Genomic DNA, 26,390 nt, shown 5'->3' on the forward strand with positions numbered 1-26,390 from the left:
GGCGCATGCGCGACTTCGTGCGGGGCCTGCTGGCGCCGCTACCGCGAAGTGACAGGTGTGGGGCGTCACGGGTCCTGCCCGGCGGCGAGGACGGCAGCGTCATCGGGCGGTGCGCTCCGGCCCCCCGTCCGTTTTGGCCGGCGTCAGCCGGTAGACCGAGAAGACGAAGTCGGGGCAGACCATCTGGCACGCGGTGCAGCCGGTGCAGCCCGGCGTCAGCTCCGGGAACCGGTAGCCCATCTCGTTGACCTCGTCGGACATCACCAGCACCTCGGGCGGGCAGGCGATGACGCACAGCTCGCAGCCCTTGCAGCTCTCGACGTCGATGACCAGGGTGCCCCGACTGCTCCTCGTCGCGTTCTCCGGTGCCGTCACTGGCGTACTCCTCCGGTCGTGGCCCGCACGATGCCGAGCAGTCGGTCCCGGTCCCCCGTGGCGGGCGGCGCGGCATCCGCCGCGAAGACGCCGCGTCGTTGCAGCGCCCGCACCGCGTTCTCGGCCGTCATCAACACGTGGTCGAGGCTCGCCTCGGCGGCGGCCTCGGGATCGCCGGCCGTCAGCGCCGCGTGTTCGCGGCGCAACGCGGCCCGTTCCTCGTCCATCGCGTCCTCGATCGAGAACCTGGCCGCGACCGGCACCAGGCCGCTGAAGGTACGCAGCAGCGCCCTCAGGTGCGGCCCCGCAGCGGCGAGGTTGACCACCTTGCGGAACTCCCGGGCCAGCCGCTCGAACTCGTCCACCTGGTCGCAGCCGCCCAGCGCCTCGATGAGCTTGTCGAGCGTCTCGCGCAGCCCGGCGTCGCCGGACGTGGCCGCCCGGCTGCTGGTCAACGCGCTCAGCATGCCGTACAACTCGAACGCCTCGCGGACCGTGCCCGCATCGAAGGCGGAGACGAACGCGCCCCGGTAGTGCGGCATGCTCACCAGGCCGTCGCGCTCGAGCTGCATCAGCCCCTCCCGGACCGGGACCCGGCTGACGTCGAGGGTGGCGGCGATGCTGTCGAGGTCGATCCGGTCGCCGCTGCGCAGCGTGCCGTCGAAGAGCAGCCCGAGAATGTGTCCGGCGACGGCCTCGCCCGCCTTCGCCCGCACCAGTGCTGTCACGTGACCAACTCCCCGAGTGGATAGCTCTGCTCCAGCGACCCGACAAGATATCCGGGGCCCTCGCCGGCCGGCACGAACCATCCCGTGGGGCACATGGTGAGGATCTCCACGAGGCTGAACCCGGCGCCGGAGAGCTGCGTCTCGAAGGCGCGGCGCAGCATCCGTTTCGTCTGGGCCACCCCGCCGGCGGTGGAGACCGCGCCCCGGGCGACGTAGGCGCTGCCCTGCAACCCCGCGACCAGGTCGGCTACCGGGATGGGGTAGCCGTGCGCCGCCGCGTCCCGACCGGCCAGGCTGGTCTTGGTCCGCTGGCCGAGCACGGTGGTCGCGGTGAGCTGGCCGCCGGTGTCGCCGAAGACGCCGTTGTTGAGCATGACGCAGGTGATCTTCTCGCCCCGGGCGGCGGCGTGCAGGACCTCCTGGAGCCCTTCGTTGGCCATGTCGCCGTCGCCCTGCATGGTGAACACGGCGCACTCCGGCCGGACGCGCTTGATCCCGGTGGCGCAGGAGGGCGCCCGGCCGTGCAGGCACTGGAGCACGTCGACGTCCATGATCCGTACGAAGCTGCCGTAGCAGCCGTGCCCCACCACCCCGATGGTCCGCTGCACGATGTCCAGTTCCTGGAGGACCTCCAGCAGCAGCCGCAGCGCGACCGGCTCGCCGCAGCCCGGGCAGAGCGAGTGCTCCCCGAGGAGCAGCGACGGTCGCGGGTCGGCCACCTTGCGGGCGGGCACCGAGGGCGGGCCCGACGTATCGATGACGATCTGTTCCCGGGTCATGCGGGGGCACCTCCGGTGAGTGCGGCGAGGATCCGGTCCCGGATCGCCGGCGCGTCCATCAGGTCGCCGTACGCGAGGCCGGACTCGGCGATGCTGACCCCGCCGATGAACCGGACGGCCGAGCGGTCGGCGGCGTGGATGCGGACGTCGTCGAGCATCTGCCCGGCGTTGAGTTCGAACACGAGCACCCGGCGCGCCCCGGTGGTGGCGGCGGCCAACGCGTCCCCGGGGAACGGCCACAGGGTCACCGGCCGGAACCACCCGATCCGGTGGCCCTCGGCGCGCAGCTGCTCGACCACGTACTCGACGAAGAGCGCCGCGGTGCCGAAGGCCACCACCACCGTCTCGGCGTCCTCGACGTGCGCCTGCTCGAAGCGGGCCTCGGCGGCGGCGACGGCGTCGAACTTGTCGGCCACCGCCCGCCAGTGCCGGTCCGGGCCGGGGCCCGGGTCGGTCGCCTTGCCCATCGCCCAGGTCCAGACCTGGCGGGACTTGCCGGTGCCGCCGCCCGTGCCGTCGAGCACCCAGTCCCGCGCCGGCAGCGGCCCGTGGTCCTGGGGCGCCACGGTGACCGAGACGCGGGTCTGGGCGATCAGGGGGTCGCCGTACAGGATCACCGGCGCGCGGTACAGCTCGGCGAGGTGGAAGCTCAGTTGGGTGTGCGCGACCGCCTCGGTGACGTCCTTCGGCGCGAGGGTGATCGTCCGGTAGTCGCCCCAGCCGCCGCCACGGGTGCACTGGAAGTAGTCCTGCTGGTTGCGGGCCATGTTGAAGACGACGAACGGGGTCTGGTTGAGCGCCGCCTCGGCGATCGTCTCCTGCATCAGGGCGATCCCCTGGCCGCAGGAGCCCGTGGCGGCCCGGGCGCCGGCCGCCGCCGCGCCGAGGACCATGTTGACCCCTTCGATCTCGCTCTCGGCGTTGACGCACACCCCGCCGACTGCCGGCAGCTCGCGCGACATGCTCTCGAGCAGGCCGGTGAACGGTGACATCGGGTAGCCGGCGAAGAAGCGGCAGCCGGCGGTGATGGCCGCCGCCGCGATGGCCGCGCTGCCCTCCAGCAACTCCCGGGTCACGACGTCACCCCCACCGGGGCGCCGGCCAGCGCTGCGGCGCCGGCGGCGAGCGCCCGGGCGTTGGCCGGGGCGTGCTGTCGACGGTACGGCGGCAGCAGCTCGGTCATCGCCTCGACCAGGGCCTCGGGGTCGACCGCCCGGGCGACCGCGTTGTACGCCCCGAGCAGCACGAACCCGATCGCCTGGGGCGCGTCGACGGACTTCGCCACGGCGCCGGCGTCCACCGCGTACACGGTCATGTCGGGCAGGCTCGCCGGGTCGACGAGCGGAACGTTCACCACCGCCGGCCCGCCGGGGCGCAGCCGCACCAGGGCCGGCTCGCTGAACCGGTGGTGGACGACGATGGCCGACCAGGCGGCGGCGAGCACCGGCAGGCTCCGCAGCGGCGCGTCGCCGATCACCACGCCGGCCCGGGAGGGGCCGCCGCGCATCTCGCCGCCGTAGTCGGCGGTCAGCATGGCGTACCGCCCTTCGCGGGTGGCGGCGAGGGCGACGGTCTTGGCGAGTAGCTGGATGCCCTGGCCGCCGACGCCGGTGACCACGAGTTCACGCTCCATGCGGTCCTCCCCAGCTGAGTCCTTGACCTTGTTTGGATATTAGATACAAAATTCAATCGGCTAGGCAAGGGCCGTCCCGACCCCGCCCGTCGGAAGGAGCACGATGCGCGCCGCCGTCCTGCATGGCTTCGGCGACCTCCGGGTCGACGAGGTGCCCGATCCGGAGGCCGGCCCCGGTGAGGTGCTGATCGACGTCGCGTGCGTGCAGCCGAGCGTCACCGAGTGCATGCTGATCGCCGGTGAGCCGATCGCCCTGCACCGGCGGCTGGCCGAGGCGCTCGCGGACGGCCCGGTCCGCTTCGGTGGGCACGAGTTCTGCGGCGTGGTCGGCGCGGTCGGCGCCGGGGTCCGGCGCTACCGGCCGGGCGACCGGGTCACCGCCGTCGAGACGCTGACCTGCGGGCGCTGCGCCGCCTGCCGGCACGACCGCGCCGACGCCTGCGTCCGGCCCGAGTTCCTGGGCTTCACCCGCCCGGGGGCGCTTGCCGAGCGGGTGGTCGTGCCCGAGAGCGCCGTGGTGCCCGTCCCGGCGGGGGTGAGCGCCAGCGCGGGCGCGGCGATCCAGCCGCTCGCCGGGGCGCTGCACGCCCACGCCCTGGCCGCCGTCGCGCCGGGCGAGAGCGTCCTGGTCCTCGGCGCCGGCGTGATGGGCCTGCTCGCCGTCCAGGTCGCCCGCCGGGGCAACGCCGGCCTCGTCGCGGTCAGCGGCCGGAGCCCGGCGAAGCTCGCCCTGGCCCGGCGCTTCGGCGCCGACCTCGTCATCGACGCGACCCCGGACGGCACCGAGGGAGACCATCCGGTGCTGACGGCGATCCTGGCGGCGACCGGCGGCGTCGGCGCGGACGTGGTCGTCGAGACCGCGGGCGGGTCACCTGGGCACGGCCTGTCCGGCGTGGACACCCTGGAACTGGCCGCCCGCTGCGCCCGCCGGGGTGGCCGGGTGGTCGGCGTCTCGGTGCTGCCCGACGGCGCGCCGGCGCCCCTCGGCCTGCTCCGTGAGCGGGCGGTCTCCCTGCTGCATCCCCGTTCCGGCGCCGGCGGATACTCCCCCTCCGGCAACGTCTTCACCCAGGCCCTGCGCCTGGTCGCCCGCTCCGACGTCGACGTGGAGTCCCTGGTGACGCATCAACTGACCGGCATCGAGTCGATCCCGGAGGCGGTGCGGATGACCCGGGACAAGACGAGGTACGGCGCGATCAACCCCGCCCAGGTCCGGCTCGGCGCCGACTGGGGGCAGCCGTGAGCCTGCTGATCGGCGAGATCGTCCGGCTGACCGCCCGGATGACCCCGACCGCCGTGGCGGCCACCCTGTGCGGCCGGCGGATCACCTTCGGCGAGCTGGACCGGCAGGCGAACCGCACGGCGAACGCCCTCGCCGGGCTGGGGGTACGCGCCGGTGACCGGGTGGCCTGGTCGGCGGCGCCGACCCTGCGTACCCTCGACGGCTTCGTCGCCTGCGCCCGCCTCGGGGCGGTCTTCGTACCGCTCAATCCGGGCCTCTCCCCCGTCGAGACCGCGACCGTGCTCGACTACCTGGAGCCCCGCCTCCTGGTCAGCGACCGCCCGGACGCGCCGGCGGGAGCACCGCTGGTCGGCCTCGGCGGGACGCCGGGCGCCGGTGCCGACCTCGACGCGCTCACCGCCCGGGCGGCGGCCACCGCGCCGGCGGGCGCCGACCGGCTGGCCGACACCGACCCGCACATCATCTACCTCACCAGCGGCAGCACCGGTCAGCCGAAGGGCGCGCTGGTCAGCCACCGGGCGAGCTGGCTGCGCGCCGCGCCGGGCGGCGGCACCTTCACCGCCGCGATCCGTGGCCCGGGCGGGGTGTTGTGCAGCTTCCCGCTCTACCACTACGGCGGCTGGCACTACGTGCTGGAGGCGTGGCAGAACCGGACGGCCGTGCACCTGGTCCCCCGCGCCGACGCGGCCCGGCTGATCGACGTGGTCCGCACCGAACGGCCGGCCGCGCTCTACTGCATCCCGGCGGTGTGGGAACGGCTGCTCGACGGCGAGCACCGGCGGGCCGACCTCTCCTCGCTGCGGCACGCCGACACCGGCACCTCGGCCCTGCCGGCCGATCTGGTCGAGCGGATCAAGGACCGGCTGCCCGGCACGACCACGACCATCCTGTACGGCTCCACCGAGGCCGGCCGGATGAGCGCGCTGCCCGACGCGGACCTGGCCCGCAAGCCGGGCAGCGTCGGCCGGCCGGCCTTCCCGGGCGCCCTCTGGGTTGACGCGGAGGGCGCCGGACAGGTCGGCGAGGTGCTGGTCACGGGCCCGGCGCTGATGTCTGGCTACCACCGGCTGCCCGCCGAGACGGCCGCCGCCCTGCCGGACGGCGCCTACCGCTCGGGCGACCTGGGCCGCCTGGACGAGGAGGGTTACCTGCACCTCACCGGCCGGGTCCGGGAGGTGATCCGGACCGGGGGCGAGTCGGTCTCGCCGGTCGAGGTGGAGGCTGCCCTGCGTGGCCTGGCCGGCATCGTCGACGTGGCCGTGGTCGGCCTGCCCGACGACCGCTGGGGCGAGGTCGTCTGCGCGGTCCTGGTGCTGGCGCCCGGCGCGACCCCGCCGGACGTCGGCAGGGTACGCGGCCACGTGGCCGGTCGGCTGGCCGGTTTCAAGCAGCCGCGCCGGGTGGTCGTGCTGCCCGCCATCCCGCGCACCCCCGCCACCGGCCAGGTGCAGCGGTCGCGCATCCGGGAGTCGCTGCGGAACGCCTCGTGACGCCGGGAGAGGTCAACCGGCGCGGAGCCAGGCGCGGAGCTCGGCCTTGGCGACCTTGCCGCCGGAGCCACGCGGAAGGTCGTCGACGATCTCCAACCGCTCCGGCCAGTTCTCCGGGCTGACTCCCCGGTCGGCGAGGTGCGCGCGCAGCCCGTCCAGGTCGAGCGTGGCGCCGGGACGCGGGACCACCACCGCGCACACCCGCTCGCCGTACGTGGGGTCGGGCACCGCGACCGCCGCCACCATGGCGACCGCCGGGTGCGAGCCGACCTGGTCCTCCACCGCCGCCGCGCTGACGTTCTTGCCGCCCCGGATGATGAAGTCCTGCTTCCGGTCGACCACCCGCAGGCAGCCGTCGGCGTCGCTGGTGCAGATGTCCCCGGTCAGCATCCACCCGTCGGGGGTGAAGAGGCGTTCGTTGGCGGCCGGGTCGGCGAAGTAGCCGAGGCAGGTCGCCGGCCCGGCGCAGGCCGCCTGACCGGGGCCGCCGGCGGCGGTGACGTCGGTGCCGTCCTCGGCGAACAGCCGGACGTTCATCTCGTCGATCACCCGGCCCGCCGTCCGCAGCCGCGCGTCGAGGTCGTCGTCCATCGTGGTACGCGACAGCGCCCCGGTCTCGTTCGAGCCGAAGAACTGGAGGACACGGGCACCGGTACGCCGCTCGAACTCGGCGGCCCGCTCGAAGGGCACGGCCTCGCCGCCGGTGAACATGCACCGCAGCGAGCTGAGGTCGTAGCGGCCCGGGTCGGCGTTCAGCATCATGATGAACTGCGTGCTCACGCAGCAGAGCACGGTCACCCGTTCCCGCTCGATGAGCTCCAGCGCCCCGGTGGCGTCGAACCGGGGCATCACCACCGTCGGCGCGCCGAGCAGGGTGGGCGTGAAGTTGGCCGTCCACTGGGCGAAGCCGTACGGGGCGGGGATCAGGGTGAGGAAGACATCGTCACCGGTGAGCGCGCCGGCCTCGACGGCGAGCTGGTGGTAGTACATCCACCGGTTCTGGTTGTGCACCACGCACTTGGGCATGCCCGTGGTGCCGGACGTGCCGTTGAGCAGGTGGATGTCGCCGAGGCCCAGGGTCCGCTCGGCGATCAGCGCCCGCTCGGCGTCGGTCGGGCCGGGCCAGCCCGCCTCCGTCACCGTCGCCGGCAGCTCCAGCCGGACCCGCAGCGGCAGGCCCTCGACCAGCCCGGCCACCGGCGCGCCCCGGTGCTCGGCATGGCTGATCAGCGCGGTGGCGCCGCTGGTGGTGAGCAGGTGCCGGACCTCCAGCCGGCCGGCGCGCGGCCCGACGGCGACCACCACCACTCCCGCCTTCAGCGCGGCCAGGTAGGCCACGTGCACCGCGACGCCGTCCGGGAGCAGCACACCGACCCGCTCGCCGCGCGCGAGACCGTACCGCAGCAGCACCGCGGCGAGCCGGTCGGAGAGGTCGTCGAGGCCCTGCCAGGTGACCCGGTCGGCCCCCGCGACGAAGGCGGCCCGCCCGCCGATCAGGCCGGCGTGCCGGCGTACCCGGTCGACCAGGGTGTCGTCGCCCCACCGACCCACCTCGGCCAGCCGCTGCGCGACGTAGCGCTCGTGCGCGCTGCCGGCGACCGGGGCCGTTCCGGGTGGGAAGAGAGCCGCCACATCGTTCACCTGCATCGTCACCCCTACCAAACAAGCGCTTGTTTATGGCATTCTGTGGCCGTACGACGAGACGTGTCAAGGAGGCGGGATGCAGATCTGGCGAACCCCGGAGACGGTCGACCTACTGACCGCCGCCGTCGCGCCCGGCGACCGGATCCACCGGTCGTTCGAGGTCGGCGCCGGCATGCTCACCGACCACGTGCCCGGTTCGCCAGCGGTGCTCTCCACCCCCGCCCTGATCGGGCTCCTGGAGGACACCGCCGCCGACATCCTGCGCCCCCGCCTCGCTCCCGGCGCCTCCTCCGTGGGCACCTGGATCGGGGTGCACCACCGCGCCCCGGCGCTGAGCGGCGACCGGGTCGACGTGGCGGCGACCGTCGCCACCGTGGCCGGCCGGTGGATCACCTTCGACGTGACCGCCTCCGTCGCCGGCCGCGTCATCGGGGACGGCCAGGTCACCCAGACCCTGATCCGGGCGACGGCGGCCTGAGTGGCCCCGGCTCCCGCTGGCCGGGGGCCGGGGCGCGCCCCTCGGTGGCGGGGACGGTCAGAGCAGGGCCCGCAGGGCCGCCTTGTCGACCTTGCCACCGACACCCAGCGGGAGCGCGGGCAACCCGACCAGCCGCTCCGGCCAGTTGACCTTGGACACGCCCGTCGCGTCGAGGTGGACCCGCAGCTCGTCGAGGGTCAGCTCGCCGCCGTCGCGGGTCACCACGAAGGCGCAGACCCGTTCCCCCAGCACCTCGTCCGGCATACCGAGCGCCGCGACCTGGGCCACGCGGGGATGCCCGCCGACGGCCTCCTCCACCACCGGGGCGCTGACGTTGTGCCCGCCACGGATGATGAAGTCCGCCGTGCGCCCGGTGATCGTGAGGTACCCGTCCTCGTCCAGCCGCCCCAGGTCACCGGTACGCAACCAGCCGTCGGGGCGGAACAGCAGCCGGTTGGCCTGCTCGTCACGGAAGTACCCGGGGGCGCAGCCGGGGCCGTTCACCGCCACCTGCCCCGGGCCCTCCGGCACGTCCTCCCCGTCCGGGCCGAGCAGGCGTAGCCGCATGGCCGGCACCGGCCGCCCCGCCGTGCCCAACCGCGCCGGGCGGGGGTCTGCCACCCGGGTCACCGAGATCGGCCCGGCCTCGTTGGACCCGTAGAACTGGAGCACGGCGCAGCCCGTGCGCTCCTCGAACTCCATCGCCCGGTGCGGCGGCACCCGCTCGCCGCCGGTGAAGAGGACCCGCAGCGAGGAGAGGTCCCGCCGGGCGAACGACCCGTGGTTCAGCAACATGATGAACTGGCTGGTCACGGCCGCCAGGACGGTCACCCGGTGGCGCTCGATCAGGTCCAGCGTCCCGGCCGGGTCGAACTCGGCGGCCAGGACGGTGGGGAACCGGTACCGCGCCGGCACGACGTGCGCGCTCCAGAGGCCGAAGCCGTACGGGGCGGGCAGCGCGCTGAGCACCACCTCGTCCGGACCGAAGGCACCAGCGTCGGCAGCCAGTGCGGCGAAGTACTTGCGCACGTTCATGGTCGCCCGCACGCACTTGGGTCGCCCGGTGGTGCCCGAGGTGGAGTTGAGGAAGAACAGGTCGTCCGGGCCGAGGCCACGACCGTCCAGCAGGTCGACGGCGGCGGGCACCGACGGCATCGGCAGGTCGCCGCCGTCGCGGCGTAGCACCGGCTGCCCGCCGACCAGATCCAGTTCCAGGTGCGCGGGCGCACCGGTGGCGCGGGCGATCTCCGGACCGGGCCGGCCCCGGTGCGCGGCCCGGCTGACCAGCACGGCGGCCTCGGTGTGCCGCAGCAGGTGGCTGATCTCGGCGTCGCCGGCCCGGGGTCCGAGCCCCAGCGTGACCAGCCCCGCCCGCTGCGCGGCCAGGTAGGCGACGTGCGTGAGCGCGCCCCCGGTGAGCAGGACGGCCAGCGGTCGCTCCGGCGGCAGGCCGGCGAGCACGTACGCGCCGGCCAGCCGGGTCGCCGCCGCGTCGTACTCCCGCCAGGTCAGCGCCCCCTCGGGAGCGTGGAAGGCCACGGCGTCCGGTGCGGCGGCGGCGTGGCGGGCCACCAGGTCGGCGATCGTGTCGGCGTCCCAGGAGCCGTCACCGTGGTACCGCTCGATCGTCGCCGCGGAGAACTCAGACACCCGCCCCACCGTCCATTCGTAGCACCGCGCCGGTGGCGAACCGCGCCTCCGGCGAACCGAGATAGGCGATCGCGCCCGCGATCTCCTCGGGTTGGGACACCGGCGGGTCGACCAGTGCCCGCCCGTGTGCCAGCAGCCTCGGGTCGGCCGCCGGCACCGGCGTCAGGTTCCGGGTCAGCCCGGTGTCGATCGAGCCGGGGCAGACGCAGGTGACCCTGATCCCCGCCGGGGCGTACTCGACGGCGAGCGCCCGGGTCAACGCGACCACCCCGCCCTTGGCCGCCGAGTACGCGGCGCTGTAGCGGTATCCCCGCACCCCCGCCAGCGACGAGACCGTGACCAGCGCGCCACGGGCCGCGCCCAGGTGCGGCAGCGCCGCCCGCGCGGTGAGGAAGGTGCCGGTCAGGTTGACCGTCAGCATCCGCTCCCACTCGGCGAGCGGGACGTCGGTGGTGTGGCCGAAGGAGGCCACTCCCGCGGCGGTCACCACCAGGTCCAGGCCGCCGCCCCACGCGACCGTCCGCTCCACCGCCTCGCCCACCGCCGCCTCGTCGCGGACGTCCCCGGCGAGCGCCAGGCCGGCCGGGCCGAGACCCGCGTCGTCGGCGCGCAGATCCAGGCAGGCCACCCGGGCGCCCTCGGCCGCCAGCCGGCGCGCGGTCGCCCGGCCCAGCCCGGCGGCGGCGCCCGTGACCAGCGCGACCCTGCTCTCGTACCGGCCCCTCATCGGTCCGCCGCACCACCGTCGGCCGGCGCCGGGGACCGCCTCCCCGTCGGCCGGGGCCGGTGGGGTCGCGTCCACGGTCATGCGGTCACCGCCCGGAGGTCGTACGCCACCAGGTGGCCGATGTCGTCCTCGGTCATCCGCTCGTCAGCCATCGCCGCCTTCTCGCCGCCGGTCGCCCGGCCATCCGCGGTCGGCCCACCCGCGCCGGCTGGATCAGCACGACTCGATGTTCAGGGCCGCGTGCGCAAAACTTACCAAGCGCTTGGTTGGTTACGCTACCCTGGATCCGGAGCGACCCGACCCGCCGATGCCGCCGGTACACTCTCGGGGGCCGTCCGGCGGGAAGCCCTTCCGACGTCCAACGACCAAGACCCTGTTCCGTCGAGTCTGTCTGCGAGAAAACATGGCGCGAGAGCCTGGAGTCCGGCGCGAGGCGATCCTCGGCAGCGCCGCCGCCCTGTTCGCGAGCAAGGGGGTGGCGGCGACCACGGTCCGGCAGATCGCCGACGACGTCGGCATCCTCTCCGGCAGCCTCTACCACCACTTCGACTCCAAGGAGTCGATGGTCGACGAGATCGTCTCGTCCTTCCTCCGGGACCTCCAGCACCGCTACGCGCAGGTCCTGGCACAGGAGACAGACGCCCGCCAGCGCCTGCACGACCTGATCGTGGCCTCGCTGGAGGTCGTCGAGGCACACCCGCACGCCACGGAGATCTACCAGAACGACGTCAACTACCTGTTGCAGTTCGACCGGTTCGACTATCTCCGCAACGCCGGCCGGGAGGTGCAGAACGCCTGGCTGACCGTCATCGAGGCCGGCCTCGCCGAGGGCACCTTCCGCGCCGACGTCGACCCGAAGATCCTCTATCGACTGATGCGGGACGCCGTGTGGTTGTCCGCACGCTGGTTCAAGCCCAGCGCCGACCACCCCACCTCCCGCCTCGCCGAGGAATGCACCTCGCTCTTCCTGGACGGCCTGACCAACCGCGCCAGGAACTGACCGACCGGGCACGGCGCCTAACGGTGCAGGCCGAGGTCGCCGACGAACGCCTCGGCCACCGCGGGGACCGTCCACCGCGACATCCGCACGCTGGCGGCTTGCCGGGGTGGCGCCACCAGCGACAACTCGTCGCCGTCGATCCGGACGACCTGACCGGAGACGCCGGCCGCCGCGTCGGAGAGCAGGTGGATGACGGCTGGCGCGTTGCTGGCCGGGGACTTGCCCACGTTCTGCCCCCGGGCCCGCGCGCCCAGGTGGCGCTCGAAGGCGTCCGCCATCCGGGTGTGCGCGTTGGGCGAGACCGCGTTGACGCGCACCCCGGTGCCGGCCAGATCCGCCGCCCAGGACCAGGTCAGCGAGGCGACCCCGCCCTTGCTCGCACCGTACGCGGCGAGCGCGGCCGTGCCGGCCTGCGCGCCGGAGGTCACGTTCACCACCGAGCCCGAGCCCGAGCCCTGCGCCAGCATCGCCCGGATCGCGTGCAGTCCGCAGTAGGCGGTGCCGAGCAGGTTCACCTCCACCACCCGGCGGAACTCGTCGGGGTCCTGCTCGCGCGGGTCCGCCAGCCGGAACAGCCCGGCGTTGTTGACCAACCCGTCCACCCGCCCGTACGCCCGGCGGCACACGTCGACCAGGTGGCCGGCACCGGCCCAGGTGGCGATGTCCGAGTCGTCCGCCAGCGCCCCGATCGAGCCGGCGACCGCCGAGGCGGCAGCCGCGTCGACGTCGTTGACCACGACCGAGGCACCCTCGGCGGCGGCGAGCCTGGCGTACGCCTCGCCCAGCCCCCGACCGGCACCGGTCACGACGACCGCCTTGCCGGCCAGCACGCCGGGCATCAGGAGAGCCGCTCGATGATCAGCGCCATGCCCTGACCGCCCGCGGTGCACATGGTCACCAGGCCGAACTGCCGGTCCCGGAACCGTAGCGCGTTGACCAGGGTGGTGGTCATCCGGGCCCCGGTCATGCCGAACGGGTGGCCGAGCGCGATCGCTCCACCGTGGACGTTGAGCCGGTCGGGGTCGATCCCGAGCATCCGGTAGCTCGGGATCACCTGGGCCGCGAACGCCTCGTTCATCTCCACCAGGTCGATGTCGCCGATGGCGAGCCCGGCGTGGGCCAGCGCGCGTCGGCTGGCCTGCACGGGACCGAGGCCCATGATCTCCGGGCTGAGCGCGGAGACCCCGGTGGAGACCACCCGCGCCAACGGGGTCAGGCCGAGCTCGCGGGCGCGTACGTCGCTGAGCACCACCAGGGCGGCGGCGCCGTCGTTGAGCGGGCAGCAGTTGGCGGCGGTGACGGTGCCGTCGGGACGGAAGACCGGCTTCAGGGCGGCGACCTTCTCCAGGGTGACCCCGGCGCGCGGGCCGTCGTCGCGGTCGACCACGGTGCCGTCGGGCAGGGTGACCGGCGTGATGTCGGCGGCGAAGAAGCCGTCGGCGATCGCCCGCTCGGCCAGGTTCTGGCTGCGTACGGCGAACTCGTCCTGCTCCTGGCGGCTGACCCCGCAGTGCTGGGCCACGTTCTCGGCGGTGTGCCCCATGGCGATGTAGACGTCGGGCTCCAGCCCGGCGGAGCGCGGGTCGGACCACTGCCCGCCGTCCTCGGCCAGGGCGGCGGTCCGCTGCTCGGCGGCGGCGTAGCGGGGGTGGTGGGTGCCGGGCATGCCGTCGGCCTTCCCCCGGTCGTAGCGGGAGACCATCTCCACGCCGGCGGAGACGAAGGCGTGCCCCTCCCCCGCCCTGATCGCGTGCAGGGCCATCCTGGTGGTCTGCACCGACGACGCGCAGTAGCGCTGCACGACGGTGCCGGGCACCTCGTCCAGCCCCAACCGCAGGGCGAGTATCCGGGCCAGGTTGTAGCCCTGCTCGCCGGCCGGTTGGGCGCAGCCCAGCAGGACGTCGTCCAGGGTCCGCGGATCCAGCGCGGGGACCTGCGCCAGGGCCGCCCTGGTGATCTCGGTGACGAGGTCGTCGGCGCGCATCCCGACCAGTGAGCCCTTGCCGGCGCGACCGATCGGTGAACGGGCCGCGGCGACGATGACAGCTTCCGGCATCGGTTCTCCCTTACTGAGTGACCGTCCAGCCGCCGTCGACCGGCAGCAGGACGCCGTTGAGATAGCCGGCGAGCGGCGCGAGCAGGAAGAGCACCGCGTGGGCGACCTCCTCCGGCCGGCCGGGGCGCCCCATCGGGTTGCGGGCGACGAGGTCACGGCCGAGGTCGGTGGCGGTGAAGCCGGCGGTACGGGGGGTGTCGATCAGTCCCGGCGCGACCGCGTTGGCCCGTACCGCCGGGGCGAGCCGGGTGGCCAGGTGCCGGGTGTAGCCGGCGATGGCGGCCTTTCCCGCGCAGTACCAGGCGGAATCGGTGCCGACCAGGTTCCCGGCGACCGAGGCGACGTTGACGACCGCCGCTCCGGCGCCGGTACGGCCGGCGAGCCACGCGTCGGTGACCGTCCGCACGCTGCCCACGGTGAGCGCGAGCGCCCGGTCGAAGTCGAGGTCGGTGCTGCTCGCCGGGCCGGCGTTGTTGACCAGGTAACGGGCGGGGCCGCTGGCGGCGAGCGCCGCCCGCACCGCCGCGGGATCGGCCACGTCGACGGTCAGCGCGACGGCGGCGCCACCACCGGCGACGATCTCGTCCACCGTTGCGGCGACCGCCCGGTCCTGGACGTCCCACGCGGCCACCCGCAGACCGGCGGCGGCGGCCAGCAACGCAGTCGCCCGGCCGATCCCGCTGCCGGCGCCGGTGACGACAACCGTCTCACCCGCCGGAAAGGCGAAATCCATGAAGCGAACCTAGCAAGCGCTTGGTTGAATAGCAACGGTCCATCCGCCCCCGCCGCCGCCTCCGTCCCGGCGCCCCCGTACCGCCGTCACTCTCCCAGGACCTCGTGCCGATACCTGTCGACCGTCGCGGCGAGCAGTTCCGGGTCCCGTGGGTCGGCCCGGATGACCACCCGCGCCACGCCCAGCTCACGCAGGGCGTCCGCCTCCGACCGGGTCCCCGGGCCCCGTACGGTCACCGCGACCTCGGCCGGATCCCGACCGAGCGCCGCGCACTCGGCGCGGAGCCGGTCCAGCAGCCGGGCCAGCGCCGGCACGTCCACGCCGAGGGGATAAAAGTCGGTGGCGAAGCGGGCGGCGCGGCGCACCGCCGCAACGCTGTGCCCGCCGACCATGACGGGGACCCCGCCCGGCCGGGTGGGCCGGGGCGCGCTGTGCACCGCGTCGAAGCGCACGGCAGAGCCGTGGTGGCTGGCCGGTGAGCCGGTCCAGAGGGCGCGCAGCACGTCGAGGTACTCGTCGGCGAGCCGGCCCCGCCCGGCGAATGGCACCCCGACCGCGTCGTACTCCTCGCGGAGCCAGCCCACGCCGACCCCGGCTATCAACCGGCCGCCGCTGAGCACGTCCAGCGTGGCCAGCCTCTTGGCCAGGCCGACGGGGTGGTGCAGGGGAAGGATCAGCATGGCCGTGCCGAGCACCAGCCGCGTGGTGTGCGCGGCGGCGAAGGTCAGCCACTCCAGCGGATCGGGGATGTCGTCGGCGGGCCCCAGCCCCATCCGGCCGCTCGGGTCGTAGGGATAGTCGGACCGGTAGGCCTCCGGCACCACCAGGTGCTCCACCGCCCAGACCGACTCGCAGCCCAGCTCCTCGATCCGCCGCACGAAGACCGCGGTGACGCCGGGATCGGCTGTGCCGCGCCCACCGAGCACCGGCAGCACGCCGAGCTTGAACCCCATGCCGACAGCTCACCTATCCCTTGCTCGGCAGTGACCGGGCCCGGCCAGCGACCGGGGCCCGGCTCGTCACCGGCCAACTGCCCGCCGCCCACGCGCGGCCACCCGTGGGCGGCGCCCGCCCGGCGAGGGTCAGCTCGCCGGGCGCAGCTCGCGCGGGCGCTGCACACCCATGGCGGCGCGGTACGCGTCGTCCAGCGCACGGCCGCCGCCCTCCTCACAGGCCACCACCTCGCCCCGGACGAGTACGTAGCCGCGGTCGACGATCCGGCGCAGCACCCCCAGGGCCGGCTCGGCGAGCAACACCGCCACGCCCTCGGCGGCCAGCGCGGTCACCGTCCGGCCGAGCTCCTGCACGATCAGCGGAGCCAGCCCGGTCGTCATCTCGTCCAGCAGCAGCACCCGGGGCGAGCCCATCAGCGCCCGCGCCACCACCAACATCTGCTGCTCGCCGCCGGAGAGCACCCCGACCAGGCTGCGGCGGCGGGTCTGCAGGATCGGGAAGCGGTCCAGCGCGCCCTGCACGACGCTGCGCGGCAGGTGCAGCAGTTCCGCCATCACCTGGAGGTTGTCGACGACGTCGAGGTGCGGAAAGAGCTGTCGCCCCTGTGGGACGATCGCGATCCCCGCCCGGGCCCGGGCCGCCGGCCGCAGCCGGCTGACGTCGGTGCCGTCCAGCAGGACCTGGCCGGTGGCGGGCACCGAGCCGTAGGCGGCGAGCAGCAGGCTGCTCTTGCCCGCGCCGTTCGGCCCGACCAGCGCGGTGATGGCGCCGCCCGGCACCGTCACCGTCGCGGCGGAGAGGGCGCTGGCGTGCCCGTACCGGACGCTCAGCCCCTCCACCCGCAACTCATGAGCGGACATCCTCCACCCTCCCCTGTCGTCGCACCTGGTTGCCGGCGACGGCCGCGTCGCCGTCCGCGCCGGTGCCATCTCCGTCCTCCGCACCGTCGTCGTCGGCGTCGTGCGCGCCGAAGTAGACCCGCTGCATCTCCGGGCTGGCCAGGCACTCCGCCGGAGCACCGTCGAAGGCGACCCGGCCCCGGTCGAGCAGCAGCACCCGGTCGACCAGCCGGGCGACCAGGTCCACGTTGTGGTCGACCAGGATGACCGCGTGCCCCCGCCGCTGGACGGTCCGGATGACCTCGGCGATGCCGGCGACGCCCTGGGCGTCCGACCCGGCGAAGGGCTCGTCGAGCAGCAGGACCACCGGATCCTGGCCCAGGGCCCGGCCGACCTCGACGAGCCGTTGCTCGCCCAAGGTGAGGTCGCCCGCCATCCGATCGAGCCCCTCGATGCCCAGTTCCCCCGCCAGTTGCCTGACGGCCTCCCGGTCGGCGGGGCGCTCCGGACGCATTGCGCCGGCGAACGCGCCGACCAGCATCTGCCAGGGCGTGCCGTGCCGTCGCGCGTGCCGGCCGAGCAGCAGGTTGTCCCGCACGCTCAGGTGCAGCGCCAGCTGCGGGTACTGGAAGGTCCGCCCGAGGCCGACCCGGGCCCGCCGGGACGCCGGACCGGTGAGCTTGCGACCGCGCAGCAGCAGCTCGCCGGCGGTGGCCGCCTGCGCGCCGGAGATCAGGTCCACCAGGGTCGTCTTGCCGGCTCCGTTCGGCCCGACCAGGCCGAGGATCTCGCCCGGACGCAGCTCGAAGGACACCTCCGCCAGCGCGGTCACCCCGCCGTACCGCTTGGTCAGGCCGCGGCCGACCAGCAGCTCCGTCTCATCCACCGGTACGCCCCTTCCGTGGCAACGTGATCGCGCGCCGTCTCAGCTCGTCGGCGTAGCCGATGACGCCCTTCGGCGCGACCAGCATGATGACCAGCACGCCCAGCGCGAGCAGCAACGTACCGCTGGCCTGGACGGCCGGGAAGTTCAGCGTCAACTGGACGGCGAGTACGGCGCCCGCGACGGCGCCCCAGGGGGTGCCGGAGCCGCCGATCAGCGGCATGAAGATCGCCAGGAAGACGATGTTCAGCGTGAAGGTGTCGGGCGTGACGCTGCCGGCCGAGTAGGTGAACAGGCCGCCGCCGACCGCGGCGATCGCCGCGCCGAGCGCCAGCGCGACCAGGTTCATCATCGGTACGCGGACACCGGCCGCCTCCACCGCCCGGGGAGCGTCGCGCATCGTCCGCACGATCACGCCCCACGGTGACAGGCGCAACCGGTCCAGCAGGAAGGCGACGACGCAGACCACGACCACCGAGCCGACCACCACCTGGTAGTGGCTCGGCGTCCAGCCGAACAGGTGCAGCGGACGCAGGTTGCCCAGGCCGGCGGAGCCGCCGGTGATCCCCTCGCCGTCGATGAGGAACGCGGTGAACGCCATCCCGAAGAGCAGGGTCACCGCCGCGAGGAAGAACCCGGACAGCCGCCGGGTGGCGAGACCCAGCAGGACCGCGATGAGCGCCGCCACGATCGGGCCCGCGATCCAGGCCAGCAGGAGTGGAAGGTCGGTGCGGGTCGAGATCAGGCCGACGGCGTAACCGCCGATGCCGGCGTACGCGCTGTAGGCCATCGACAGCGAGCCCGCCATCAGGTACGGCACGTACATGCCGAGGGCGATCAGCGCGTACGTGACGCTGGCGGTGACGAGCGTCTGCCGGTAGCCGTCGGAACCCACCCAGGCCAGGATCAGCACGGCTGCGGCGACGCCGAGGGCGAGCCCGCCGATGCCGGGCACCTGACGGATGTCCCGGCGCCTCGGCGGGCCCTCGATGCGAGGCGCCGCCGTGGCGGTCATGCGCGCACCGTCCGGACGAAGAGTCCCTGGGGACGGAAGGCGAAGAAGAGCAGGGCGATCAGGAGCATTCCGTACACGTGTGACTGGCCCCCGAAGTAGTAGGGCAGGAAGACCTCGGCCAGGCCGAGCAGCATCCCGCCGAAGAGAGGCGCCCAGACCGAACCCGTGCCGCCGATCACGACGGCGAGGAAGCCGGACAGCGACCAGTGCAGTCCCGAGAGCGAGTGCACGCCGGCCTTGGGGGCGAAGAGCAGCCCGGCCAGCGCGGCGAGGAAGCCGGCCAGCAGGAAGGCGATCAGCCGGATCCGGTTGACCGGCAGGCCGAGCAGGGACGCCGCCTGTTTGCTGTCCCCGACCGCCCGCAACAGCCGGCCGGTCCGGGTCGATCTGATCCAGACCGCGACCAGGCCGAAGGCGAACAGCGTCACGCCGATCAGCAGGAACGAGCTGGGCTGGACCACGATCTCGCCGACCGTGACCGGTTCGAAGGTGGCCAGGTTCTGCCCCGGCAACGTCGGGTGGCCGAAGAGGTACCCGGCGAACTGCTGGATGGCGAAGAGCACGGCGGCCACCGCGACCAGGGCGGGAAGCTCACCGCCGCCGCTGCGCCGCTGCACCGGCCGGACGACGCCCAGCTCGGTGACGGCCGCGAGCAGCAGGGTGACCGCCACCGCTATGCCGGCGGCCGACCAGACACCGAGGTCGTACTCGATGACCAGCCAACTCGTGCAGAGGCCGCCCATCATCGCGTACGGGCCGATGGCGAAGTTGAAGAAACCGGCACCGACCTGGACAAGGTAGTAGGCCAGGGCCAGCATGCCGAAGAAACAGCCCATCTCCACCGCGGAGAGCCAGAGCTGGGGATCTGTCATCGTCACTCCCTCGGAACGGCGGGAGGAGACCGGCCTCGACGGCCGGCCCCCTCCACCGGATCAACCGGAACAGGGCGGCTGGAAGGTGGACCAGGGGCCCTTCGGCTTGTTGTCGGCACCGAACTCGATCAGGGAGAGCCCGCACAGGCCGTCCGCGCCGAGATGCTTGGTCGCCGAGAACGACAGGGTGAAGTTCGGCTGTCCGAAGCTGGCCGAGTAGCCGGTGAGGCTCTGGATCGCGGTGTTCAGCTTCGCCGGGTCGTCCGGGCTGCCGGCCTTCTCGATGGCCAGCTTCAGCAGCTGCACCGAGTCCCAGGCCTGCGCGTCGTACGCGGTGACCTCGTAGTCCTTGCCGTGCTTCTTCTTGAGCAGCTCGGTGAGCGCCTTGGTGCGGGGGTTCTCCTGGTTGATGGAACCCATGAAGATCAGGCCCTCCAGCGCACCGGCGTTGGCCAGTTTCCAGGAGGAGGGCTGGTTGCCGATCGACGCCAGCGAGAACCGCGGCTTGCCGGTGAACTGCCGGGCCAGGGTGTTCTGGGCGAGCACCTCGAAGGCGCCGCCGACGCTCGTCACCAGCACGGCGTCCGGGTTGGCGTTCTTCAGCCGGGCCACCTGGGCGGAGAGGTCGGAGGCGTTGGCGGCGCCCTTCTCGGTGGCCACCACCGTGACGCAGCCGAGCCCGCCCAGCAGTGACTTGTTGAGCGCGGCGATGGTGGTGGTGTCGTCGGTCAACACGCCCAGCTTGCTGATGTTCGCCGCCTTGAACGCGCCGCAGTAGACGTCGGCCCAGTCGGCGGTGGTGTTGGCGAGCATGTAGATCAGCTCGTTGTTGGGCGGCTCGACAAGCGTGGCGGTGACGCCGGTCGGTGCGATCGCCGGCAACCCGAGCTGGGTCAGCGTCGACTTGGCCTGCATGATCGCCGCGCTGCCGCTCTGCAGCAGCAGCGCCTTGGCACCCTGTCCGGCGAGCTTCTGCAGCACCGCGGGAACCTTGGTCGGATCGCTCTCGTCGTTCTCGACGACCAGACGTAGCGGACGTCCGAGGACCCCGCCCTTGTCGTTGACGTCCTGCACGGCCAGCCGGATCGTCTCGCCGGCGATCGTGCTGTAGGACGCGCCCGGACCGGTGCTGTCCTCGTCCATCCCGATGATGATGGGAGCCCCGGAGGCGGTCCCGTCGGTGGGCTTGTCGTTGCCGCCGCCCCCACCACAGCCGGTGACGGCCAGCAACAGGGCAACCAGGCCCGTCGCCAGACCGGTGGTGCCACTTCTTGATACGGCCACTTCTATCCCTGCCTTGCCGGTCGTCAGTGATAGGTAGTTGTGCGTCTCGCGTACGAAGTCGGTCGGCCGGCCCGGACGGCCGACCGGTGGCTGCCTCGCGCTCACGGGTTCCGGCCGGAATGAGGAAGCAGCTCCTCCCGGCACCTAGCAAGCGCTTGGTTGTTTCTCATGATGGTGTCAGCCGGGAGCTGTGTCAAGCACCACAATGTGAGCTGCATGTTACGAATGAATCAAGAAGGACCTTCATCTTCGAAGTCGTCCGACTGCTGGGACGCGGCGACGGCTTCGCAGCTCAGCCCTGGTCGCCGAGCGGGCCCACCAGGGCGCCCGCGCGCCGCGGCCACTCCGGCGCCCACAAGATCGATTACACTCCGTCACCAACGGCGGATCGGGCCGAGCGCCGGCACGTCCGTCGACCGACCACGGTGACCGGCACCGACGGGCGCAGCCGTCCTCGCCGGCGCCGGCCTCGGGCGAATCCGGCAGAGGCGAGCGGTGTCACCTCCCGGGGCGGGTCATCCGTCGACGGTGACGAGAATCCCGGGTCAGCGCCAGGCGGCGAGGACGCGGTCGATGTCGGTCCGGATACGCTCCCGCGCCTCGCTGCGCGGCACGCCGGCCATCAGCAGCCGGTCGTACTCGGTGTCCTCGTGCCGGATCGAGGCGATCACCGCGCGGGTCATCGCGTCCTCGTCCACCGCGCGGCCCGCGGCGGAACGCCCGACCCGCCCGCTGCCCCGCAGGCCGGTGTGCCCGGCGATGGCCTCGGCCCGGTGCGCCGGACAACGCGGAAAGAGCCGGCGGATCTCCTCGGCCATCCGCGCCATCAACGCCACGTCCTGGTCAGCCCGCCGCTGCCGGTCCCGCTCCCGGCGACGCGACCGCGCGGCCTCGTCGCCCAGGCACTGCTGCTCGGCGCTGGCCAGCCCTGCCGGTTCCACCAGCAGCCCCAACCGGTCGTACCGCCTGCGCGGCCGGTTGAACCGCAACACCACGGCGGACAGCGTGCTGGACTTCCTGGCCCGTCGGGTCAGCGCCGCGTCCCCGGCCGGCAGGAAGACCAGATGGTCCAGGTCGGCGCAGGTCAGGCAGAGGGTCCGCCCGCCCTCCGGGACGAGCAGGTCGCCGGTGTCGCCGCAGTCGGCACACGTCCAGTCGCTGAGCGCCGAGTGCACCACCAGATCCGGCGGGGCGCTCTGCCGCTGCACCAGCCGCTCCCGGGCGGACTCGGAGAGCGCGGCCGACGCCCAGTGCGTCCGGTAGACCCGCTCAACCTCCGGATCGCCCGCGGCGGTGAAGCGCAGCGGACGCCGGTCGCGGGTCGCGCCGACATGGTCGACCTCGCCCGGGTGCAGCCCCTCGGCCCGGGCCCAGCGGCCGAAGATCTCCAGCGCCTCCAGCAGCCGCGCCGGGGGCACCGCCGCACCCCGCTCCAGCTCCGGGAGGCGGCCCTGACGCCACCGGTCGACCACATCGCCGGGGAGCCAACCGAGCGCGCCGAGCAGGGCCAGCGGCGAGACATGCCGATGGCGGGCCAGAGCGTCCTGTGCGGCTGCGACGACCCGCCGCTCCAGCTTCGAGCCGGCCGGCCGCCCGTCGGGCCAGGTCGGGGTGGTAGCCACGATTCGCGAGGATAGCCAACCGGCGGGGCCGGTGCCGGTACGCGGCCAGAAAGCCGCCGGATGGCGGGCGGGGTGCCCGGCCATCCGGCGGTTGGTGCGTGCGTCGAGCTATCGGTCAGAGGCCACGGCACTGCCCGGTGACGACTCCGGACACCGTGTTGGGCACGCCACCGTTGGCCGGTGGTGGCTCGTTACCGCTGCACTTCAGCGGCCCGACGACGGTGTTACCGGAGACCAGCGGTGCTGAGGAGGTCGTGTTACCGGTCAGCGACACCAGGCCGGTCACGTGGTTACCGGTCAGCGACAGCGGGCCGGTCCCGCCGTCGAGGGTGACCGCGCCGACGACGGTCGTGTCGGACAGCTGCACGCCGGCCGCGCGTCCGGCGAAGATCGGCCCGACGATGTTCGCACCGTCGGCGTGCAGGCTGGCCGCCGGCGCCACGGCCACCCTGCCGACGACGGAAGACCCGTGGGCGAGACAGGTCAGCCCGGCCGACGCGGTCAGCGGGCCCAGGTGCGCTCCGGTGACGGTACGGGCACAGGTCTGGTCGGTGACCGTGACCTTGACCGGTACGCCGAGCAGCGGGCTGTCCGGGTCGTTGCCGGCGACGCAGAGATGCGCCTCGTGCGTCCCGGGCGTCAGCCCGGTGGAGTCGACCAGGACGGTGACCTTGCTACTGCCACCCGCCGGGGTCCTGCCCTTCGACGTGGTCACCCGCAACCACGGCACGTCGGCCGCCTCGTCACACGGCTGGGACCGCGCGATCTCACTGATCATGCGGGCGCCGTTGGTGGCGAGCGGGGTCTCGACGAGCGCCGACCCGCGATCGATCTCGTGCACCCCGCCACCGTTGGTGGTCAGGATGTTCCCGTTGCCCAGCGGGTGCACCCCACGGTTGCTGAGCGCCCCGGTGTACCGGTTGACCTGTGCGCCGTTCGGGTCGATCTCCCAGACGCCCTGCGGGCTGGAGAAGGCCGCCACGAGGAGGTTGCCGTTCTCCTGCCGGTGCATCTGCTGCGGGAAGTTGATCGTGTTCTCCCAGACCGACAGCGGCTTACCGGAGTGGTCGTACCGGTAGATGTTGCCGCCGCTGGCGGAGACCAGCAGGTCGTTCTCCCGGAAGGTGAGGTACCACGGACCGGAGATCCCACCGGATCCGGACGGGATGAAGTCACGCAGGTAGTTGCCCTTGGCGTCGAACTCCACCACCTTGTTGCCGTTGCCGGAGGCCACCAGCAGGGTGCCCCGGGGCGAGAGCGTCATGCCCCGGACGTTGCCCATGATGCCCGGATTCGGTCCACCGACCGGCGCGTGCACCCCCCGGTACTTCCCGTCGAGGTCGAACGAGTAGACGGCGCCGGTGCTCTGGGACGAGACCAGGAAGCCATCCTGTGCCTGGTTGAGGATGATGTGCGTGGTGGTCCCCAGGTCCACCTCGGTCTCCGGCGGGTAGGTGATGAACGCCGGTTCGAGGAGGTCGCCGTCCTGCGGGTCGAAGGCCGCCACACCGGGCAGCGCCGTGTTGGGTACCAGCAGGACGCCGTTGCGCAGCAGCTCGCGTCGCTTCGGATCGGTGGTCGCCAGCGCGGCCCGGTTCGCGACGACCGGGGCCTCGCCGATGGTCCACTCCAGCGGCGCGGTGCCGGTGTTCCCGATGGTCAGTTTCGTGCCGGTGACCGTGCCCGCCGGCTGGCTCACGGCCAGCTCCGGCGTGACCTCCATGGTGGGCAGGTCGGAGACGACGAGGGTCACCGTGACCGGGACGCTCGGCTTGGCCGGGTCGTTGCTCGCCACACAGAGCGTGGCTTGCAGCTTTCCTGGCACCTTGCCGGTCGAGTCCACGGTGAACCGGAGTTGGGTCGAGCTGTTGGGGTTGAGCGTGCCGGACGTGGTGTCCGTCGACAGCCAGTCGACCTGGTCGGGGAGGACGCATCCGTCGCCGCCGGCCAGCTGCCACGTCAGAGGGCCGTTGCCGGTGCTGCGGATCGTGACGCCGCGGGTCGTGGACAGGCCCGGCTTCTGCGTCACCTCGAGCGTCGTCGGGTCGACCGAGATACCCGGAGCCACCGGGATCACCGCCACCGGGTAGTGCACCCCGGCGATGGCCGCGCCGTTGGCGTGGTGGCCGTCGGTGGTCACCCGCAGGTCGGCGAAGGTCCAGCTGCCGCCGGAACTGCCCGAGACGTTCAGGTCTACGGTCAACTGCTGGCTCGCACCGGGAGCGAGGGTGAACGTCGCCGGGGTCACCGTCGCCGTCAGCCCCGCCGGTGCCGTCACCGACGCGGAGTAGGTGGCGGTGGTGTCCGCGACGTTGGTCACCGTACGGGTCCACGAGCAGGCAAGGCTGCACTGCCGGTTCACCAGGTACGGCACGTTCAGCTCGCGCGGCACACCGCCGGTGGCCGGGTCGGCCGCCAGCATGTCGGCGTACGACTCGTCCATCACCAGGCCGACCCGGCCGGCGGCGGCGAGGTCGAGGCGACCCGCCCCGGCGTCCAGCGGGTCCGCCGGGGTGCCGGATCCCTCGCGTACGCCCTCGGGGTCGGCGGTGCCGGCCAGCGCGGCGCGGATCTGCGCCGGGGACCAGTCCGGGTGCAGCGCGGCCAGCAGCGCTCCGGCGCCCGCCACGTGCGGCGAGGCCATCGACGTGCCGCGGATGATGTTGTACTGGTTCGGGTCCCCGTCGACCTCACGGTAGGCCGCGAGGATGTTCACCCCGGGGGCGGCGAGGGTCGGGGCCAGCAGGTCGTAGTCGCTCGGGCCCCGGGAGCTGAACCAGGCCACCAGGTCGGCGCTGCCGGCGTCGCGGGCCAACTCCGTGGTGGCGCCCAGGCGGGCGGTCACCGGCGCGGCGGTGGCGGTGGCGAAGCTCTGCAGCGCCTCGCCGTCGGTCTGGGTGACGCTGACCGCGGGGATCGTCGTCTTCTCCACGCCGGAGAGGAACAGCGGCGGGCCGGGCTGCCGCTCGAACAGGACGGCCGCGACGGCACCGGCGTTGGCCGCATTGGTGATCTTGACGGCCGACGTGCAGGTGCCCAGCGGGATCAGCGCGATCGCCCCGGCGAGCGAGCCCGCCGGGAACGCGGAGCAGCCCGTGGCCGTACCCACCTCGCCGGAGTAGCGCAGCTCGGCGTCGATCGGGCTGGAGTTGCCCGGACCGAAGCCGGGCCAGCCCTTCAGGTTCGCCAGCGCCGGCGGCACCGGCGTCGGGCCGACCACCGACAGGGACTTGGCCCAGGTACGGTCGGTGGTGGTCGCCGCGACCGAGGCGGTCCAGGGCGAGGTGTGCGCCACCGTACCGGCACCGGGGCCACTGTTGCCGGCCGAGGCCGACACGAAGATGCCGGCCCCGAACGCCTCCAGGAACGCCCGGCTCACCGAGTCGGTCCACGGCCGGTCCGCCCCGGAGATGGAGTAGTTGAGCACGTCGACACCGTCGGCGACGGCCTGGTTGATGCCGGCCAGGATGGACGAGACCGGGCAGCTCTCGACGCACACCCGGTACGCCACCACGTTGGCGCGCGGCGCGACACCCTGCACGGTCCGCACCGGCTGGTCCGGGCCGTACTTCAGGGTCACCTGGTGCCGGTTGCCGGCGGCGGTGGAGGCGGTGTGGCTGCCGTGGCCATTGGTGTCCCGGGCCGAGTTGCCCGACACGAAGCTGTAGGCGCCGACGAGCTTGTCGTTGCAGATCGGGTCGTGGTTCGGGTGCGCCGGGTCGCAGACACCCAGGTACCGGCCGTACGGGTTGGTGTGCGTGTAGCCCTCCCCGTCGGTGGCGGCGAAGGCCGGGTGGCCCGCGTTGATACCACTGTCGAGGATGCCGACGACCGTACCCTCACCCCTGGTGGCCAGCTTCGGGCCGGTCTCGCCCGCCCAGACCGAGGGCGAGCCGATGATTTCGTGACTGGCGTCGCTGGTGAGCTCGTACACCTCCTCGGGCTCGACCGCGGCCACGCCCGCCACCTTCGCCAGTTTCGCGGCTTCCGCCGCGTCCGCCTTGATGACGATGGCGTTGAGTACGTTGCGGAAGGAGCTGCTCACCTTCACCTGGCGGCCCAGCCGCTTGCCGATGAGCTTGGCGACCTCCGACTGCCGGGCGGCGAGCCGGTCGGTGTAGGTGCGGGCCTCAGCCGACCTGGCGTTCGCCTTGCCGGACTTCGCCTGGTGCGCGGCCAGCGACGGTTCGTCGAGCCGCACGATCCACGAGCCGGTCTTCGACGTGGACGGTGGGGCGGCGCTGGTGGGGTCAGCTACCGCCACCACGCTGACTGTTGCCGCCACCAGGGCAGCGACAGTGGCCGCCAACCTGCGTCCGGGCACGGAAAATCCAGGGATGGCCAACGTTGCTCCTAGGGATGATGTCGGTGGTCCCATGGCCGAC

The 26,390-nt window shown here is 73.3% G+C and carries 23 protein-coding genes; 4 read left to right on the forward strand and 19 right to left on the reverse strand.

The genetic code is table 11. From position 1 onward, the window contains the following. Positions 1-99: 99 nt before the first annotated feature. From ACN27A_RS08305 to ACN27A_RS08325, 5 genes are read right to left on the reverse strand one after another with little or no spacing between them, the layout of a single operon-like run. A complete protein-coding gene (locus ACN27A_RS08305; protein WP_421451043.1) occupies positions 100-375 on the reverse strand; it encodes a 4Fe-4S dicluster domain-containing protein in 276 nt (91 codons plus the stop codon). Further along, positions 372-1,103, reverse strand: coding sequence for a GntR family transcriptional regulator (locus tag ACN27A_RS08310; protein ID WP_421451046.1), 732 nt, complete (start codon positions 1,101-1,103; stop codon positions 372-374). Before ACN27A_RS08310 ends, ACN27A_RS08305 begins: the two co-directional genes overlap by 4 nt. Continuing rightward, positions 1,100-1,882, reverse strand: a complete 783-nt coding sequence (locus ACN27A_RS08315; RefSeq protein WP_421451047.1) for a thiamine pyrophosphate-dependent enzyme — start codon at positions 1,880-1,882, stop codon at positions 1,100-1,102. The genes ACN27A_RS08310 and ACN27A_RS08315 overlap by 4 nt, the downstream gene beginning before the upstream one ends. Next, positions 1,879-2,958 carry a hypothetical protein gene (locus ACN27A_RS08320; RefSeq protein WP_421451049.1) on the reverse strand — a complete coding sequence of 360 codons (1,080 nt, stop codon included), beginning with the start codon at positions 2,956-2,958 and terminating at the stop codon, positions 1,879-1,881. Before ACN27A_RS08320 ends, ACN27A_RS08315 begins: the two co-directional genes overlap by 4 nt. Beyond that, a complete protein-coding gene (locus ACN27A_RS08325; RefSeq protein ID WP_421451051.1) occupies positions 2,955-3,515 on the reverse strand; it encodes a 2-oxoacid:acceptor oxidoreductase family protein in 561 nt (186 codons plus the stop codon). Before ACN27A_RS08325 ends, ACN27A_RS08320 begins: the two co-directional genes overlap by 4 nt. A 103-nt stretch (positions 3,516-3,618) precedes the next feature. Between ACN27A_RS08325 and ACN27A_RS08330 the strand changes: the two genes are divergently transcribed. Continuing rightward, positions 3,619-4,758, forward strand: coding sequence for a zinc-dependent alcohol dehydrogenase (locus tag ACN27A_RS08330; RefSeq protein WP_421451054.1), 1,140 nt, complete (start codon positions 3,619-3,621; stop codon positions 4,756-4,758). Then, a complete protein-coding gene (locus tag ACN27A_RS08335) occupies positions 4,755-6,248 on the forward strand; it encodes a class I adenylate-forming enzyme family protein (protein WP_421451057.1) in 1,494 nt (497 codons plus the stop codon). Before ACN27A_RS08330 ends, ACN27A_RS08335 begins: the two co-directional genes overlap by 4 nt. A gap of 12 nt (positions 6,249-6,260) precedes the next feature. Here ACN27A_RS08335 and ACN27A_RS08340 read toward each other — a convergent pair whose 3' ends face one another. Continuing rightward, a complete protein-coding gene (locus ACN27A_RS08340; protein ID WP_421451060.1) occupies positions 6,261-7,895 on the reverse strand; it encodes a class I adenylate-forming enzyme family protein in 1,635 nt (544 codons plus the stop codon). 73 nt (positions 7,896-7,968) lie between these two features. Between ACN27A_RS08340 and ACN27A_RS08345 the strand changes: the two genes are divergently transcribed. Then, positions 7,969-8,370, forward strand: a complete 402-nt coding sequence (locus ACN27A_RS08345; protein ID WP_421451062.1) for a thioesterase family protein — start codon at positions 7,969-7,971, stop codon at positions 8,368-8,370. A gap of 57 nt (positions 8,371-8,427) precedes the next feature. On the opposite strand, the gene ACN27A_RS08350 is transcribed toward ACN27A_RS08345, so the two are convergent. After that, the gene (locus ACN27A_RS08350) at positions 8,428-10,020 is read right to left on the reverse strand and encodes a class I adenylate-forming enzyme family protein (RefSeq protein ID WP_421451064.1); all 1,593 of its coding nucleotides are present in this window, start codon (positions 10,018-10,020) and stop codon (positions 8,428-8,430) included. After that, the gene (locus ACN27A_RS08355) at positions 10,013-10,828 is read right to left on the reverse strand and encodes an SDR family NAD(P)-dependent oxidoreductase (RefSeq protein ID WP_421451067.1); all 816 of its coding nucleotides are present in this window, start codon (positions 10,826-10,828) and stop codon (positions 10,013-10,015) included. The genes ACN27A_RS08350 and ACN27A_RS08355 overlap by 8 nt, the downstream gene beginning before the upstream one ends. A 322-nt stretch (positions 10,829-11,150) precedes the next feature. On the opposite strand from ACN27A_RS08355, the gene ACN27A_RS08360 reads away from it, so the two are divergent. Continuing rightward, complete coding sequence (locus ACN27A_RS08360) at positions 11,151-11,747, forward strand: TetR/AcrR family transcriptional regulator (RefSeq protein WP_421451070.1); 597 nt, start codon at positions 11,151-11,153, stop codon at positions 11,745-11,747. 17 nt (positions 11,748-11,764) lie between these two features. Here the strand turns inward: ACN27A_RS08360 and ACN27A_RS08365 are convergent, their stop codons facing one another. The 11 genes from ACN27A_RS08365 to ACN27A_RS08415 all read right to left on the reverse strand — a co-directional run bounded on the left by ACN27A_RS08365 (position 11,765) and on the right by ACN27A_RS08415 (position 26,269). Continuing rightward, positions 11,765-12,586: an SDR family NAD(P)-dependent oxidoreductase gene (locus tag ACN27A_RS08365; protein ID WP_421451073.1), complete on the reverse strand. Its 822-nt coding sequence runs from the start codon at positions 12,584-12,586 to the stop codon at positions 11,765-11,767. Next, a complete protein-coding gene (locus ACN27A_RS08370; RefSeq protein ID WP_421451076.1) occupies positions 12,586-13,803 on the reverse strand; it encodes an acetyl-CoA C-acetyltransferase in 1,218 nt (405 codons plus the stop codon). The genes ACN27A_RS08365 and ACN27A_RS08370 overlap by 1 nt, the downstream gene beginning before the upstream one ends. Positions 13,804-13,813: 10 nt before the next feature. Next, a complete protein-coding gene (locus ACN27A_RS08375) occupies positions 13,814-14,536 on the reverse strand; it encodes an SDR family NAD(P)-dependent oxidoreductase (protein ID WP_421451078.1) in 723 nt (240 codons plus the stop codon). Positions 14,537-14,622: 86 nt separating this feature from the next. After that, positions 14,623-15,489: an LLM class F420-dependent oxidoreductase gene (locus ACN27A_RS08380; RefSeq protein ID WP_421451081.1), complete on the reverse strand. Its 867-nt coding sequence runs from the start codon at positions 15,487-15,489 to the stop codon at positions 14,623-14,625. A gap of 129 nt (positions 15,490-15,618) precedes the next feature. Next, entirely contained in the window at positions 15,619-16,350 is a 732-nt protein-coding gene (locus tag ACN27A_RS08385; RefSeq protein ID WP_421451084.1) for an ABC transporter ATP-binding protein, read from the reverse strand. Next, positions 16,337-17,215 carry an ABC transporter ATP-binding protein gene (locus ACN27A_RS08390; RefSeq protein WP_327028940.1) on the reverse strand — a complete coding sequence of 293 codons (879 nt, stop codon included), beginning with the start codon at positions 17,213-17,215 and terminating at the stop codon, positions 16,337-16,339. The genes ACN27A_RS08385 and ACN27A_RS08390 overlap by 14 nt, the downstream gene beginning before the upstream one ends. Then, positions 17,208-18,227, reverse strand: coding sequence for a branched-chain amino acid ABC transporter permease (locus tag ACN27A_RS08395; protein ID WP_421451087.1), 1,020 nt, complete (start codon positions 18,225-18,227; stop codon positions 17,208-17,210). Before ACN27A_RS08395 ends, ACN27A_RS08390 begins: the two co-directional genes overlap by 8 nt. Next, positions 18,224-19,099 (reverse strand): branched-chain amino acid ABC transporter permease, encoded by an 876-nt coding sequence (locus ACN27A_RS08400; RefSeq protein ID WP_421451089.1) that lies wholly within the window; start codon positions 19,097-19,099, stop codon positions 18,224-18,226. The genes ACN27A_RS08395 and ACN27A_RS08400 overlap by 4 nt, the downstream gene beginning before the upstream one ends. A gap of 60 nt (positions 19,100-19,159) precedes the next feature. Next, entirely contained in the window at positions 19,160-20,488 is a 1,329-nt protein-coding gene (locus tag ACN27A_RS08405; RefSeq protein ID WP_421451092.1) for an ABC transporter substrate-binding protein, read from the reverse strand. A 440-nt stretch (positions 20,489-20,928) separates the two neighbouring features. Continuing rightward, positions 20,929-22,005: a DUF2293 domain-containing protein gene (locus ACN27A_RS08410; RefSeq protein ID WP_421451095.1), complete on the reverse strand. Its 1,077-nt coding sequence runs from the start codon at positions 22,003-22,005 to the stop codon at positions 20,929-20,931. 115 nt (positions 22,006-22,120) lie between these two features. Then, positions 22,121-26,269 (reverse strand): S8 family serine peptidase, encoded by a 4,149-nt coding sequence (locus tag ACN27A_RS08415; protein ID WP_421451098.1) that lies wholly within the window; start codon positions 26,267-26,269, stop codon positions 22,121-22,123. Positions 26,270-26,390 lie beyond the last annotated feature (121 nt).

The sequence above is a fragment of the Micromonospora sp. WMMD737 genome (assembly GCF_049179055.1).
In the GTDB taxonomy this organism is placed as follows: domain Bacteria; phylum Actinomycetota; class Actinomycetes; order Mycobacteriales; family Micromonosporaceae; genus Micromonospora; species Micromonospora reichwaldensis.

Excerpts from the sequence above, each read along its gene's own strand:
- ACN27A_RS08315 (WP_421451047.1), bottom strand. The coding sequence starts at position 1,882 with ATGACCCGGGAACAGATCGTCATCGATACGTCGGGCCCGCCCTCGGTG.
- ACN27A_RS08325 (WP_421451051.1), bottom strand. The coding sequence starts at position 3,515 with ATGGAGCGTGAACTCGTGGTCACCGGCGTCGGCGGCCAGGGCATCCAG.
- ACN27A_RS08330 (WP_421451054.1), top strand. The coding sequence starts at position 3,619 with ATGCGCGCCGCCGTCCTGCATGGCTTCGGCGACCTCCGGGTCGACGAG.
- ACN27A_RS08340 (WP_421451060.1), bottom strand. The coding sequence starts at position 7,895 with ATGCAGGTGAACGATGTGGCGGCTCTCTTCCCACCCGGAACGGCCCCG.
- ACN27A_RS08345 (WP_421451062.1), top strand. The coding sequence starts at position 7,969 with ATGCAGATCTGGCGAACCCCGGAGACGGTCGACCTACTGACCGCCGCC.
- ACN27A_RS08355 (WP_421451067.1), bottom strand. The coding sequence starts at position 10,828 with ATGACCGTGGACGCGACCCCACCGGCCCCGGCCGACGGGGAGGCGGTC.
- ACN27A_RS08360 (WP_421451070.1), top strand. The coding sequence starts at position 11,151 with ATGGCGCGAGAGCCTGGAGTCCGGCGCGAGGCGATCCTCGGCAGCGCC.
- ACN27A_RS08365 (WP_421451073.1), bottom strand. The coding sequence starts at position 12,586 with ATGCCCGGCGTGCTGGCCGGCAAGGCGGTCGTCGTGACCGGTGCCGGT.
- ACN27A_RS08370 (WP_421451076.1), bottom strand. The coding sequence starts at position 13,803 with ATGCCGGAAGCTGTCATCGTCGCCGCGGCCCGTTCACCGATCGGTCGC.
- ACN27A_RS08375 (WP_421451078.1), bottom strand. The coding sequence starts at position 14,536 with ATGGATTTCGCCTTTCCGGCGGGTGAGACGGTTGTCGTCACCGGCGCC.
- ACN27A_RS08380 (WP_421451081.1), bottom strand. The coding sequence starts at position 15,489 with ATGGGGTTCAAGCTCGGCGTGCTGCCGGTGCTCGGTGGGCGCGGCACA.
- ACN27A_RS08385 (WP_421451084.1), bottom strand. The coding sequence starts at position 16,350 with ATGTCCGCTCATGAGTTGCGGGTGGAGGGGCTGAGCGTCCGGTACGGG.
- ACN27A_RS08395 (WP_421451087.1), bottom strand. The coding sequence starts at position 18,227 with ATGACCGCCACGGCGGCGCCTCGCATCGAGGGCCCGCCGAGGCGCCGG.
- ACN27A_RS08400 (WP_421451089.1), bottom strand. The coding sequence starts at position 19,099 with ATGACAGATCCCCAGCTCTGGCTCTCCGCGGTGGAGATGGGCTGTTTC.